At 32.6% G+C, this 16,135-nt stretch carries 9 protein-coding genes; 8 read left to right on the plus strand and 1 reads right to left on the minus strand.

Annotated features, from left to right (window positions below):
* The first annotated feature begins 10 nt into the window (after positions 1 to 10).
* A complete protein-coding gene (locus ACX6CF_RS00145) occupies positions 11 to 1,612 on the plus strand; it encodes a response regulator transcription factor (protein WP_458783261.1) in 1,602 nt (533 codons plus the stop codon).
* Positions 1,613 to 1,699: 87 nt separating this feature from the next.
* Positions 1,700 to 2,881 (plus strand): MalY/PatB family protein, encoded by a 1,182-nt coding sequence (locus tag ACX6CF_RS00150; RefSeq protein ID WP_458783262.1) that lies wholly within the window; start codon positions 1,700 to 1,702, stop codon positions 2,879 to 2,881.
* A 220-nt stretch (positions 2,882 to 3,101) separates the two neighbouring features.
* On the opposite strand, the gene ACX6CF_RS00155 is transcribed toward ACX6CF_RS00150, so the two are convergent.
* Positions 3,102 to 3,983 (minus strand): LysR family transcriptional regulator, encoded by an 882-nt coding sequence (locus tag ACX6CF_RS00155; RefSeq protein WP_458783263.1) that lies wholly within the window; start codon positions 3,981 to 3,983, stop codon positions 3,102 to 3,104.
* 101 nt (positions 3,984 to 4,084) lie between these two features.
* Between ACX6CF_RS00155 and ACX6CF_RS00160 the strand changes: the two genes are divergently transcribed.
* The 6 genes from ACX6CF_RS00160 (at position 4,085) to ACX6CF_RS00185 (ending at position 16,014) form a co-directional block, all read left to right on the plus strand.
* Complete coding sequence (locus tag ACX6CF_RS00160; RefSeq protein ID WP_458783264.1) at positions 4,085 to 7,855, plus strand: phosphoribosylformylglycinamidine synthase; 3,771 nt, start codon at positions 4,085 to 4,087, stop codon at positions 7,853 to 7,855.
* A gap of 286 nt (positions 7,856 to 8,141) precedes the next feature.
* A complete protein-coding gene (locus ACX6CF_RS00165) occupies positions 8,142 to 9,746 on the plus strand; it encodes a PLAT/LH2 domain-containing protein (protein ID WP_458783265.1) in 1,605 nt (534 codons plus the stop codon).
* Positions 9,747 to 10,395: 649 nt separating this feature from the next.
* Complete coding sequence (locus ACX6CF_RS00170; RefSeq protein ID WP_458783266.1) at positions 10,396 to 10,521, plus strand: hypothetical protein; 126 nt, start codon at positions 10,396 to 10,398, stop codon at positions 10,519 to 10,521.
* Positions 10,518 to 12,500, plus strand: coding sequence for a TerB N-terminal domain-containing protein (locus ACX6CF_RS00175; protein ID WP_458783267.1), 1,983 nt, complete (start codon positions 10,518 to 10,520; stop codon positions 12,498 to 12,500). The genes ACX6CF_RS00170 and ACX6CF_RS00175 overlap by 4 nt, the downstream gene beginning before the upstream one ends.
* Before the next feature lie 11 nt (positions 12,501 to 12,511).
* Positions 12,512 to 13,846: an ATP-binding protein gene (locus ACX6CF_RS00180; protein WP_458783268.1), complete on the plus strand. Its 1,335-nt coding sequence runs from the start codon at positions 12,512 to 12,514 to the stop codon at positions 13,844 to 13,846.
* Complete coding sequence (locus ACX6CF_RS00185) at positions 13,843 to 16,014, plus strand: DEAD/DEAH box helicase (protein WP_458783269.1); 2,172 nt, start codon at positions 13,843 to 13,845, stop codon at positions 16,012 to 16,014. The genes ACX6CF_RS00180 and ACX6CF_RS00185 overlap by 4 nt, the downstream gene beginning before the upstream one ends.
* Positions 16,015 to 16,135 lie beyond the last annotated feature (121 nt).

Raw genomic sequence — 16,135 nt, forward strand, 5'->3', positions numbered from 1 at the left:
AGGTGAGAATATGAATAGTGAACTACTTAGAGTCATGTTTGTAGATGATGAAAAAAAAACCAGAAAATTATTAGCGATATGTATTGATTGGACTTCCTTAGGATATGAAGTTACACAAGATGCCGCCAGTGCTAATGAAGCATTGGAATTAATTAGTACAGAAAAGCCAGATGTTATTATTACTGATATCGAAATGCCATTTATAAATGGACTCGATTTTGCACAAATAGTAAGGGTTGAATATCCAAATATTAAAGTATTGGTATTAACGGCCCATAATGCATTCGATTATGCACAGAAAGGTGTAGATATTGGAATTTCTGGTTTTTTATTAAAACCCATAAAAAGGGATAAAATAATTCAGGTGATGAGTAATATAAGATATACTATACTCGAAGAAAAAAAACAGATTAATGAATATATAAATCTTAAAAATAAATTAAAAGATAATTGGGACTATATTGTCCAAAGTTTTTTGAATGATATGATGATAAATTCTTATTCAAAAGACGAGTTATGTAACAAATTTAACTATTATAAGTTACCTCTAGATATTGATGGAGGATATTTTAATATTATCTTATTAGCGTTTGATTTAATATCTGATGTTGAGGATAATGTTTTAATGACGATTAAAATTCATGATTCAATAAAAACAATTACAGATGATATACCTGGAGTCATAACTTTTTTAGATATTCATCAAAATATTGTTGTTTTGAGTGGCAACAGAAAGATAAATCTGTATTCATATGATTCATATTTTACAACAATGATTTATCAAAAATTTAATATTACTATAAATACTGGAATAGGAAAGCCTGTAGAAGAATTATTCGATATTAGAATGTCTTATAAATATGCTTATAAAATGTTACAAATTGAGAAATTCAGTCAAGATAAAGTTTTGAATATAAACTATAATTCTGAGAGTGAATATACTCATTTTAGTGATATCATACATGATATTGAAGATAATCTTTCATTATATCTTAAAATACCAATAAAGGAAAAAGTGATAGATCAAATTAACACTATATTTAATATTATACAAGATAATTTCACGATTTCGTTTTCTAACATCATCGTAATTGCAGTATCTATTATAAATGTGATGTTAAATACAATTTCAGAAATGGGAATCAGCTTTAATGAAATATATGCAACAGATAGTTTACCATATAAACATATCTTAAAATTAAAAGATATAGAAAGTGTAAAAAACTATATATTGAATTTTGCAGAATATACTACACAGAAGATAGAAAAGTTCAATCAGAGTGCAAGTAATAAATTGATTAATAATATTCTAGAGTATATTAATGATAATATTTCGGATTGTACTTTATCATGTAAAAGAATTTCGGAAATATTCTATGTTAATTCATCTTATTTAAGTAGGATGTTCAAAACCATAGTGGGAAATACATTTAGTGATTATTTGAAAGATATAAGAATAGAAAAGGCAAAAAAATTCTTAACAGGAACTAATCTTAAGATTTATGAGATCGCTGAACAGATCGGTATTAATGACCCTAATTATTTTTCCAAGTATTTTAAAAAACATACTAACTATACACCTGCACAGTATAAAAAAGAATTTACTAATTAGGTAGATTAACTTAATCGAAATAGGAATTACTTCGTGAAAATTGCGAAGTTCTAGTAAAGAGAACAAGACAAGAAAGGAGCAAATAAAATGTCTGTATTTTCATATGATTTTGATAAAATTATTGATAGAAGTAATACTAATTGTGCAAAATGGGATACTATGGCTAAAAAATATGATAGAAAAGATTTAATTCATTTAGGGGTAGCCGATATGGATTTTATGTCCCCTAAGCCAATAATTGACGCATTTACACAAGTGATAAAACACGGGATATTTGGATATACAGATTTGAATGACTCTTATTATACTAGTATTCAAAGTTGGATTGAAAAATATAATAGTGTAAATATATCAAAAGAATGGATTGTTTTTTGTTCCAGAATTAATATTGCCGCTGGAATTTGTGTCAATAGTCTTACTAAGCCTAATGATAAAATAATAATTAATACACCTGCGTATTCACCTTTATATAATGCTGTTATTGATAATGAACGTAGTATTGTTGAAAGTCCGTTGATTTATGAGGATAATCACTTTTGTATTGATTTTATGCAATTGGAAACCATTATAGATGAAAGAACAAAAATGTTTATTTTATGTAGCCCTCACAATCCTACGGGAAGAGTTTGGTCAAAAGAAGAACTTGAACAATTATCTGCATTTTGTATAAAACACAATATTTATTTATTTGTAGATGAAATACATTCTAATTTGTTAGCTGAGAATATGACCCATACGAGTATGTTGCAGATAAAAGGTGATATTCAAGATTATTTGATATGTGCTAATTCTATAACAAAAACATTTAATGTACCAGGAATAATTATTTCTCATATGATTATTCCAAATGCAAAACTTCGTACAAGAATAAGTGATGATATTAATCGAATTGGTATACATAATCCTAATATTTTTTCTGTTGCAGCTGTAGAAGCTGGATATAATTATTGTGATGATTGGTTAAAAGAAGTTTGTTCCTATATTGATAATAATGACAGAATGGTACGTTCATATATATCTAAACATATGCCCGAATTTAAAGTAATGCCAAGGGAAGGCACCTACCTTCTATGGATTAATTATAAAAATCTTAATATATCTGAAAATCAACTTGAAAAATGGTTTATTGAAGAAGCAAAAGTAGAAGTTTATATGGGTTCTCTTTTTGGTAAAGATGGCAAAGGTTTTTTCAGAATTAATATAGCCACTTCACGCCTATTATTAGAAAAAGCACTTAAGAGAATGGAAAATGTATATTCTAATTTTTAGACAAACTTATATTCAAACTATTACACAATATCCTATAAATATCATCACAATGTAAGTCTGATTCAACTGAAAATTATTATATACATAATAAAATCTTCCATAAGGTCCGAAGGGTATAAGGTAATAGAATAACGCAGACCGATCGCTTCTCAGAGTAAGGCAAGTTATTCTATTACCTTATACCCTGACCCTTTAGCACGATAATACCCCCCCCTCTACTCTAAACAATAAAATCAATAAACTTCTTAGCCGCAATGGACAACGGAATATTTTTCTTACTGACTATTCCAAGACTTCTCTCACTCAAGATTTCCTTAGTCTTTATAGCAAAAACATCCTTCAAAAGTTTCTCATCTATACAATAATCAGGTACCAAAGAAATCCCAAGATTGATCTTAGCCAACTCCACAAGCAAATCAATACTAGTAAGCTCTATCTCAGGAGATAAAACAAGTCCCTTAGACTCAAAAACCCCATAGATATACTGACTAGTTGTAGTATTTTTCTCTAACATCAATAAAGGATGTTTCAGCAATTCTTTCAATGAGATAATTTTATTGGTAAGCTCTATAAAATCATTTCCTGCAATAAAAACATCATTGAATTTATAAAATTCCCTAACCACCAAAGAACTACCAAGATTTTTATTAGGAAGATTAGTAACAATAAAATCCACACTTCCTTGTTTTAACAAATCCACACATTTGATTGATGTTCTATTAGTAACCTGTAGATGTATATTAGGATAGGCGGAATGAAATTTCTTGAAATAAGGTAGAAGTATATATTTACAAATAGTATCACTAGCACCTATATGAATTTTTCCTTGATTAAGACTCCTTGTTTCCAGTATGTTATTTTCCCCATTATGAATTAAGTTAATTGCTGGCTCAATATGTTGTAATAGAAGACTGCCTTCATGAGTAAGAGTCACTCTCTTGGTATTACGATTAAATAAGGTTGTGTTAAGATTCTTTTCTAGAGTTTTAATAGACTGACTAACTGCTGATTGAGAAATAAAGAGCTTAGTAGATGCCTCTGAAAAACTTAAGGTAGTAGCTACATGATAAAAAACTTTGTAAAGCTCCAGATTAATATTCATTTATTAGATCTCCTTATAAGTGGTATTAGTATTATTAATTTTACTTAATAATCATAGCATGGTATTATTATAATGTAAATAGAAAACCTTAGGAGGTTATTATGAATACAATTAGAAGAGTTTTTGTTGAGAAAAAAGTTGGTTGTAATACAGAAGCAAAACATTTACTTAATGATCTTAGAAACAATTTGTCTTTAGATAGTTTAAATAATGTAAGAATAGTAAATCGCTATGATGTAGCACATATAACAGATGAAGCTTATAAGAGTGCCCTCAATACTATATTTTCTGAGCCACAAGTAGATATTTTATCCGAAGAGGTAATGACTATTAATGACGAAGAAACAGCGTTTGCAGTAGAATATTTACCTGGACAATATGACCAAAGGGCAGATCAAGCTGATAGCTGTATCAAAATATTGAATGCAGATGTTAGTCCTATTGTCAGAGTAGCTAAAATTATTGTTTTGAAAGGTAAACTAAGCGAAAAAGATCTAACAAGGATTAAAAAATATTGTATTAATCCAGTTGATTCTAGAGAAGCTATGCTGGATAAACCAGAAACCCTAGATCTAGAATTTGATATTCCTAGCACAGTTCCTTATATAGATGGTTTTATCTCAAAGAATCAGGATCAGATTAAAGAGTTGTGGAAAGAATTAGGACTTGCTATGAGTACCCATGACTTATTATTTACTAGGGAGTATTTTTCTAACGTAGAAAGAAGAGACCCGACCATTACGGAAATTAGAGTGTTAGACACTTATTGGTCAGATCATTGTAGACATACAACATTTTCAACAGCTATCCAAGAGGTTACTTTTGAGGATGGAAAATATAATAAACCTGTAGAGTTGACATATAAAAAATATTTAGAAGATAGAAAAGCAGTGTTAGGGGATAAAGCAGATAAAAAAGATATATGCCTTATGGACATCGCATTGCTAGCAATGAAAAAGTTAAGAGCAGATGGCCTCTTAGATGATCTAGAAGTATCAGAGGAAATTAATGCTTGTAGTATTGTGGTAGATGTAGATGTAGACGGTAAAGATGAAGAATGGTTGGTTATGTTCAAAAATGAAACTCATAACCATCCAACAGAGATTGAACCATTTGGTGGAGCGGCAACTTGTCTTGGTGGAGCAATCAGAGACCCATTGTCAGGACGTTCATATGTTTACCAAGCTATGCGGGTTACTGGTTCAGCAGATCCAAGAACTTCACTTGATAAAACATTACCCGGGAAATTATCACAGAAAAAAATAGCAACTGAAAGTTCTCATGGTTATAGTTCTTACGGTAATCAAATAGGACTTGCAACAGGTAAGGTTCATGAAATATATCATCCTAATTATGTTGCGAAACACATGGAAATAGGTGCTGTCATTGCGGCAACTCCAAGAGAAAATGTAATAAGAGAAACTTCTGATGAAGGTGATATAATAATATTATTAGGTGGAAGAACTGGTAGAGATGGATGCGGTGGAGCAACAGGTTCATCAAAAGAACATACAGAAGATTCTATTCATACATGTGGTGCTGAAGTTCAAAAAGGAAATCCACCAACTGAAAGAAAGATTCAACGTTTGTTTAGAGATAAAAAAGTAAGTAATATGATAAAAAAATGTAATGATTTTGGGGCAGGTGGAGTATCAGTAGCCATAGGCGAACTAGCAGATGGTCTTATCATTGATCTTGATAAAGTTCCTAAAAAATATGCAGGACTTGATGGAACAGAACTTTCCATATCCGAGTCACAAGAAAGAATGGCAGTTGTTGTAGATAAGAATGACGTTGATAAATTCATTGCTTGTGCTAACAAAGAAAACTTGGAGGCAGTTGTTGTAGCTCATGTAACAAAAGAAAAGAAATTAGTAATGAAATGGAATGGAAATAATATTGTTGATATAAGCAGAAAATTTTTGGATACCAATGGAGCAACGGCAACTACAGATATACATGTTTTATCACCAATGGAAGAAAAAAATTATTTTAACGAAGCACAAGATACTGATGTCAGTATTAAAGAAAAATGGTTGGGTATAATGGGAGACATCAATATTGCATCTCAAAAGGGATTAGCAGAGAAATTTGACGGTTCTATTGGAGCTTGTAGTGTATTTATGCCTTATGGTGGTAAATACCAATTAACTCCAACTGAAACAATGGTGGCTAAGATACCACTATTAGAAGGAGATACTTCTACAGGAACTGCAATGAGTTATGGTTATAATCCATACCTTATGTCATGGAGTCCATATCATGGAGCTGTATATTCTATAGTAGAATCAATAGCTAAGATTGTTGCTACAGGTGGAGATTACAAGAAAATCAGATTCACTTTTCAAGAATATTTCAAACGTCTTGGTAAAGATTCCAGTAGATGGGGAGAGCCTTTTAGTGCATTACTTGGAGCTTACCATGTTCAAGAGATATTGAGTCTACCTTCAATAGGAGGTAAGGACAGTATGTCAGGAACTTTTAATGATATAGATGTTCCGCCTACTCTAGTATCTTTTGCTGTAGATGTGGTTGATGTCAATAAAGTAATATCACCAGAACTTAAAAAAACAGATAGTAACCTGATATATATACCATTATCAAGAGATTCATATGATCTACCTGATTTTGAAGAGCTTAAGAAAAATTATTCCAAGATACATGAACTTATTACAGATGGTCAAATATTATCAGCTCATACAGTTGGGTATGGTGGATTAGTAGAAGCGATATCCAAGATGGCTATGGGTAATAAAATCGGAGCTCATATTAAAGATTCTATTATCACACAAAAGCTATATTCAAGAGAGTATGGTAGTATCTTAATAGAAATTGATGGTAACATACAATATAACGACATACTAGATGAACTTAATTATATTCATATAGGTAATACTACAGCAGAGACAGCTATTAGATATAAAAATGAAGTAATTGATATTGATGAGGTAATTGATACTTGGACAAATACATTAGAAGGTGTATATCCAACTAAAACAAAAGAAACTAATGATGTAATAGATAAGTTATATAAAGAAGATAAAATATATATATGCAAAAATAAAGTGGCTAGGCCAAAAGTATTTATACCTGTATTTCCTGGAACCAATTGTGAATATGATTCAGCAAAAGCATTTGAACAAGCAGGTGCAGATGTAGATATGTTCGTATTCAAGAATCTAACTTCAAAAGATATAAAGGATTCTATCAAGGTAATGGCGGACAAGATTAATAACAGTCAAATGGTTATGATTCCTGGTGGTTTTAGTGCCGGAGATGAACCAGAGGGTTCAGGAAAATTCATTGCAACTGTATTTAGAAATGAATATATCAAGAGTGCTGTACTTGAATTATTACAAAATAGAGATGGACTTATGCTTGGTATATGTAACGGCTTCCAATCACTTATCAAGCTTGGACTTGTACCATATGGAGATATAAGGGAATTAACTAATGATGACCCAACTCTTACTTATAATACAATTGGTAGACATATATCTTGTATGGTCAATACTAAGATTATATCTAATAAATCACCTTGGTTAAGCAATGTAAATGTTGGTGATGTACATGCTATACCTGTATCACATGGTGAAGGTAGATTCATAGTAAACGAGACAATAGCTAACAAACTATTTGATAACGGTCAAGTAGCTACGCAATATGTAGATTTTGATGGTAATCCATCTATGGATATTAGATTTAATCCTAATGGTTCATTATATGCTATTGAAGGTATAACCAGTCCAGATGGTAGAGTGCTTGGAAAAATGGGACATTCGGAACGTATTGGAACCAATGTTTCTAACAATATCATTGGTAAAAAAGATCAATTGATATTTAAATCTGGGGTAGAGTATTTTACTAAGTAAAGTGTAGAGATTTTATTATATAGATAGATGTGTAAAACATCAAATAAGCCTTCTTGTTAATAATTAGAATATATTAACAAGAAGGCTTTATTTTTGGCAAGGATTATAAAAAATAGTGCTTTGACTAACAAATGCAAATATATAAATAATATCTCTGTGCGTATAAAATTAATTCATTACATATATTTAACATAAATTTATCATTTAATAAATTGATATATACCTCTAATTAATGTATAATTATAGAAAATATACAAAATAATGTAAAATTAATGGAGGTTAGATTATGAAAAATATTTTGAAAAAAGTAAGTATTTTCACAATTACAGTTGCCTTGATGCTAGAATTAATATCAACATCAGTTTTTGGATGGGCTGGTGAACTTGATCAAGATCCAAACACACATACTTTGTTAGTAACTCAAGCTTTACAAATATTAGAAAATGACTTATGTGCAGATGACAGAAATAATAGTGAATTCATGGATGTAATTAATAAATTAAAAGCATCTATAGAAGAGTTTAAACGTGGTGCTATTATGCCAGATTTTGATGACAAAAATTTCTCATTATATCAAGATCATTTCTATAATCCTTATACTAAAACAAACTTTACTGATTCTAATGAAGGAGAGCTTGCTTTTCTCGATTTTGTATATCAAACAGCTGAATATCGTTCTAAAGAGTACATAGGATGGGCATTACAATATTGGAAAAGTGGAGATTATAATAGGGCAATATATACTCTAGGAAATGCAACACATTATTTTGCAGATCTATGCAATCCTCATCATGCGTCAAATGCTATTGGTGGTACTCAAGAGCATATTACCAAACATAGTACATTTGAAACATATGTAGAAAATACTAAAAATCAATATACTATAACTACATTAGGTGGTAATACTAGTACATTTAAATATTCAGATACACTACAAGATGAATATTTACCAGATTTTATAACCAAGGAATGTGATGTTAGAGCAAAAATTGGATATGAACAATACCATAATTATTTCGTAGCTGATGATGAATCTACTTGGAATGGTGTGGCGGATATAACAATGAAAAGTACTCAAAGAGGAATAGCTAGAGTTTTATATCGATTTGCAAAAGAGATTGCAAACCCTTCTTCTGTATGTAGTAATACTTATGATAGCAATATTACCCTTGATGTTCGTGTTAAAACAAAAGATGGTTCAATATCTGATGCTTATGGAACTGATAATGATGTATACTTTGGCGTAGAATTAAAAAATGGTAGAATGCATGAATGGAAATTAGATAAATCAGGATACAATGATCATGAAAAAGGTGATAATGATACATATGTTGTTACGTTAGAGAAATCCGCTGGCTCTGAAATAAGAAAAGCATGGATAAGAAAACAAAGAGGTTGGGAAGCAGGAACTGCTGAAGATAATTGGTATCCTGTAGAAGTTGAGATAACAAGCAGCGATAGTCAATGTCATTTCTTGAAACCTCTGAATAGTTGGTTTATAGGTAATACAGCTGTTGATATAGTTGTTTCTGATTGCAATTATATTTCGGACAAGGTTGATGTTCGTATAAAAACCAAAGATGGTAGTCTATTTGATTCTTATGGGACAGATAGTGATGTATATTTTGGGGTGCAGTTAAGTGATGGTACAACCCATGAAAGTATGTTAGACAAATCAGGTTACAATGATTTTGAAAAAGGTGATGACGATTGGTATAGGGTAGAATATTCCAGATTACCTAATGCTGTAATTACAAAAGTATGGTTAAAAAAAGTTGGCAGTGATGATTGGTATCCAGAGAATATCACAATAACCAAGGATGATTTTAGCTTCAACGCTGATATAAATCAGTGGTTTTATGATAATACCTTAAAAGAATGGGAATTATAGGTTATGGAAAAAAATTATATTAACAGCATCCACATAGGGATATTTTATACCTGAGGTTAAATATGCGTTATATTGGCAAACAGTGAAAATCACTGTTTGCCTTTTGTCGTTTTAGGCTTTATACTCTAAGATCTCAAATCTTAAATACATACGATTGTAAGTTATATGGAATTCTTTTAAGAACTTATATTCTTCAACAGATTTATTGAATTTTAATTTTGTTACAAGCCACCGATTGTTTTTCTTCTTTTTGCCATTCTTTGTTTACATTATGATTAAAAAATGTAGTGATATTGAATTTCATTATTATCAAATCTAATTCCACCCATCTTGTAATCTTGCATTGCCTTTGATACAGCAGCAACGAAAGTCTTAAATTATTTTTAGATAGGTTGTTTTGTGTTTTGTTATATTATATGTTAATAAGAAGTAAAGTAATTTTATACATAATAACAATTTTATCACCAAATTATTTGTAATAAGTCAAATATTATATTGAAAAAAAAATTATTTAGAGTATAATGATGGTAATGATTCATAGAGGTGCTTAAATGTCTATAAGTTATAAAAAACTTTGGAAGCTTCTCATTGATTGTGAAATGAAGAAAAAAATCTTTGTTCATTAGCAGGTATTAGTACTTCTTCTCTTATGAAACTTAGAAAAGGAGATAACGTTAAAACTGATATTATTGTGAAGATATGTACAACGTTTCAGTGCGTTATCTATAATATTTTGGAAATTGTGCTTGCTAAAAAGAAGGAGGAAATACAATGAATAAGATTACGAATAAATTGCCCGGTAAAGGAATACGAATTCTATCTTTTATCCCGGTTTTTAACTGTTTTGCACTTATATATATTGGAGCTGTTAATTCCAATACAGTAAATATGCTATGCGGGGCAGGCTATTTTGTCATTTCTATAGCTATCCCTAATGCATCTGTTTTTTTTTGGATAGCGTGTATAATTCACTATTCAATAGCCTACAGAGGAGTGAAAAAGCAGATGATGAATTCCACAACGATACCTATTCCTTTCACAAACACAGTTACATATAGTAAGCCCGTCAAAAGTGAGCAACAGTTTTCTGACATAACGCTGTCAGGCGTAGAAGAGTGCACACAATCAATACCTACTCGTTTATCAGGTGATTCTCCATCAGTATCGATTTCTTTTTCATATGAATTATCCCGAGATAAATTCTTTACAAACATGAAAAATTATGAAAATAAGTCTGGTACAGTAGTTCCTTTTGAGCCATTTATGACATATTGGCCAACTTATGGAAGCATGACTAAAGGTCAGAAAAATTGGTACTTCTACTGGCGAACAGAAGCAAGAAGCAGAAATTATGTTGATACAGACCTCTCTTATATATTCATATATATTTATGAGCTTTTAAGTGGAGTAGGGTGGAAGACGCCACAAGAGGGATATGACAAACTAATAGAACTTTGGAAAGCTTATCAGCAACGTTTTCCAAAATTAGATGGATATCTACATAGCTGGACTTTCGATTTTGCAAACTTACATAACTTAGAATATACAAAAACATTAAAATGCAATTCTTTGCGATTGACTGCATCACCTAAAACAGATTTACTGATTGATCAATTTAGTTCTGATGTACCACTTAAATTACCCTTTGATTTAATAGATGCATTGTGTGATTATTCGTTGGTGGGTAGTAAATTTTACAAGGATGGAAACCAACCCCTCATACAAGAAGCAATTCCTCGTGTTGTCGCATTGGCGGATGCTGTAATGAGAAAACAAAAGAACAAAGGTATTTTAGATACTTATGTTTCCAGTCATACTAAAAAACAGGAATACTACACATTTACTAGTGCACTTTGTCCACAAGCAAATAAGAAGATTACTATTTCGGTTAAAGCATATTCATCTAGCCAAAGGTTGCGTTGTTACATAAACGAGTTAGTGAGATATGGGGAAAATACTTTGCGTGCACTCAAAGGGTATAGAGGGCGTTTGCGTGGTGTAACGTTAGATGAAGAAATTGCAAAAATTGTAGAATCATTTTTAAAAAATCAATATAGAAGATCTAACCCAGCTCAAAAAGAAACCCCTAAAGAGACTTCGGTAGAGCTGGATTTCGCAAGCATTGATATTTTGCGTCAGCAGTCTGACGCAGTACGCTCTGCTTTGAAGGTAGAACAAGTGGAGCAAACAGCTAAAAAAGAGCTGCTTACAGATGTAGCGGAGGTGACGGCAATTTATGTTGCACTTTCATCAGTAAGCAGAACATTTCTTAATCGTTTACAAAAAACATCTTGGAAAAGTGAAAAAGACATTAATTATAAAACAGCAATTGTAGAAATTAACAGATTGGCTGAATTTTATTTAGGTTGCAATTTATTGGTGGTTGAAGATGATAATATAATTGCTGAAGATGACTATCAAGATGAACTTGATTATATTTATAAAAACCCTCCACAAATTGCAAGTGTTGAGGGAAGTAAAACTGATTTTAATGTAGTCGTTTTGTCTGAAAGTTTGCAAGAATTAATTAAACTACTTGTACCTGAGCAACGTAAGGTGTTGTATGCAATTGTTGTTCAAGAAAATCCTGAGCAAGAGTTGGAACGTATAGCCGAAGAAATGATGACAATGCCGCAAATCTTACTTGATGATATCAATAATACCGCTATGCAGATATTGGGTGACATTATCATTAATCCACAGTTACAAGTAATAGATGAGTACATAACAGAATTAAAAAATTCTACAATATAGGAGGACGTATAATGGCAGCAACAATTAGTCGCCGTGAATCTGGCGCATTGATTAATTCCTTAACAGCTGGCGTTGTTCCAAGAATCGGGCTTCGTCATATTGCAGTAGGAAGACAGAATGAAGTAAACGCATTTTTACATGATTTAAGTACAATTGAAGACGGTGGTGCATCTTTTCGTCTGATATCAGGTCAATATGGTAGCGGTAAAAGTTTTTTATTGCAGATGATTCGCAACAATGCTATGGAACGAAGTTTTGTAGTGGCAGATGCAGACTTATCTCCTGAGCGTAGGCTTACTGGAACAAAGGGACAAGGTCTTGCCACTTATCGTGAACTAATGCAACATTTGTCCACTCTTACACGTCCTGAGGGAGGGGCTTTAGAATCCATTTTACAAAAATGGATTAGCACTTTACAAACATCTGTAGCAAAAGAATATGGATATAGTCCTGGTGATCCAGCAATTATTGATGCTGTGAGTGAACGTATCGCAGACGTTATGGCAGAACTATCAGAAATGGCTTTCGGCTTTGCATTTGGAACAGTAATTGATGCCTATTGGCGGGGGATGAAAACAAGGGATGATATTTTAAAACAGTCTGCTTTGCGTTGGTTACGAGGAGAGTTTTCTACCAAAACAGAAGCAAGAAAAAATCTCTCTGTAGACTGCATTATTGACGACCAAAGTTGGTATGAGTTCTTGAAGCTGTTTGCCTTATTTGTAAATAAAGCAAGCTTTAAGGGTCTGCTAATTTTCTTAGACGAAGGAGTAAATCTTTATAAAATTTCCCACAAACAAGCTAGAAATAGTAATTACGAAAAAATACTTACCATATTTAATGATACAATGCAAGGTAAGGCACAATATATTGGCGTATTTTTGAGTGGTACTCCTCAGTTTATATATGATGAACGTCGAGGTTTGTTTAACTATGAAGCTTTGCAATCCCGTCTTGCAGATAACCGCTTTGGTGTGCAAGGTTTCGTAGATTATACAAGTCCGGTAATAAAGCTAAAACAGCTTTCGCCTGAAGAAATCTATTTGCTTATGGAAAGACTTTGTGAACTACACAGCAATCATTACAACTACACTTGTACTCTTGGTACAGGCGAATTAACTGCATTTCTCAATAAAGTGGCGTCAAGGTTGGGTGCAGACCAGTTACTTACTCCTCGAGAGATTACCCGAGACTTCTTAGGACTGTTGAATATTCTACATCAAAATATGGATATAACTTTTGATTATTTGATAAATGAGCAAGATTTTACAGTCAAAAGTGCTGAAACAGATCCCGAACAGGTTAATGATGAGCCAAATGACCTGTTTGCTGAGTTTGACATATGAGTAGGTCGGCTTTTGAGCGCTATGCACCATTTATACAAAAGTACATATATCGGAAAAATTGGACTGATTTGCGTGAGGTACAGGTAGAGGCCTGTGAAGCTATTTTGGATACGGATTATCATATAATTGTTGCCTCTGGAACAGCTTCAGGGAAAACGGAAGCTACTTTCTTCCCAATCCTTACTGCATTGAAACATAACCCGTCTGATACCATAGGAGTTATGTATATAGGGCCACTAAAAGCGTTAATTAATGACCAGTTTGAACGTCTGAATGGATTGCTGGAGGATAGCCATATTCCGGTTTGGCCATGGCACGGCGATATTTCTCAGTCCATTAAAAAACGTGCTATCAAAGAAGCACAAGGTGTGTTGCAAATTACACCAGAATCTTTGGAGGCATTACTAATGCGACATCCAGGGGATGCAGTTCGCCTGTTTTCAGATCTTCAATTCATTGTAATTGATGAAATTCATGCTCTGATGGGTACAGATCGAGGACTACAAGTAATGTGCCTGATTTCTCGATTAGAGAAGATGACTAGATGCAATCCAAGAAGAATTGGCCTTTCAGCAACGCTAAACGACTATACTCTTGCATTGGAGTTTATATCGGCTGGTAGTAAAAGAAAAGCAATTCCTGTAGGAATACAAGTACATAAAAGAACAATTTCTTTATGTTCAGAGAGCTTTGTGCTACCAGAGGATGAGGTAAAGGCGCAGGAAATATTGGCAGATTACAACAAATTTATTTACGAGAATTGCCACAACAAAAAATGTTTGATATTCACCAATAGCAGAGCTGGAGCTGAAAAAGTAATTGCTGACATGAAAGATATTGCAAGCAAGAGACAAGAGCGAGATGTGTTTTATGTTCATCACGGGAGTGTTTCAGCAGCACTTCGTCATGAAGCGGAAACAGCGCTCAGAGATAACAAAGGACCTACGGTAGCTGCAGCTACCCTAACCCTTGAGCTTGGTATTGACATCGGCGATTTGGATTTTACCATACAGATGGGGGCACCCTATTCATGTGCCAGCTTTGTACAGCGTTTAGGACGTTCTGGTAGGCGTACTGGAACGTCACAGATGATGTTTGTAGACTTGTTTGAGGAGTCGTATAAAACCCCTTTTGACAGCATCCCTTGGAACTTGTTACGTTCAATAGCAATTATTCAGCTATATCTTGAAGAACGATGGGTAGAGCCGTTTTTGTTTAAGCCAAAACCTTTTAGTTTACTTGCCCATCAAACCCTAAGCACACTTATGACCTATGGTGAACTTTCTCCAGTAGATTTGGCTAGAAATATCTTGACCTTACAGGCTTTTTCTAAAGTAACTCAAGAGGAATATCGCCTGCTGTTGCAAAATATGCTGGCTAAGGATTATTTACAGAGAATGGAATCAGGTGGAATTATTTTAGGAATGAAGGGAGAAAGAATTGCCAATTATTATTCATTTTATGCAGTTTTCCAAGACGAGCAAGCTTACCATGTACATAGTCAGAATGGAGAGGTAGGAACACTGGACAGTTGTCCCGTTGTTGAAGAAGTTTTTGTATTGGCTGGACGTAGCTGGAAGGTGCAATCGGTTGACGATGAACGCAAGATTATTTATGTTCAATTGGTAAAAAACAATCGTATTCCTACTTGGAGTGGTACTGGTGGTCACATTCATGAAAAAGTTATTAAACGAATGAAAGATGCTTTGATGGAAGAAGCAATCTATCCTTATCTTCAATCTGGCGCTATACAATTATTGTCCAAGGCACGTCAATTTGTTAGGGAGACAGGGATGCTAAATGTGGATATTATTCCCTGTGGAGAGCGGTCTTTTTATTTTTGTCCATGGACAGGAACTAAAGAACTTTCAACTATTAAAAATATGCTTCAATATGGATTAAAAGATAAACTAAAAATTTATTCAGTTTTTGGGAGCAAGCATTATCTTCAAATTACAAGCGATTTAACTAAAAGCGACTTCGTGAAGATTTTGCAGAGCATCAAATTGGATATACATAATCCTGATTTGGTATTACCTGAGGAACAGATTCCAAAGATAGACAAATATGATGTAATGGTACCTGATTTGCTTTTGAGAAAAGCAACTTTATATAATCAGTTTGATGTGCCAAGTGCAGAAAACGTTATCAAAGGTTTGTCATTTTAATTAGATAAACAATTCTAACGAAAATTATACTTTTAATTTCGCTGTAAGCGAAAATACTACAGCCTCTATATAGAAAATCCCTGAGATTGTTTTAGCTCAGGGATTTTTGACCATATTCAAT

The organism is Vallitalea sediminicola, assembly GCF_054408565.1.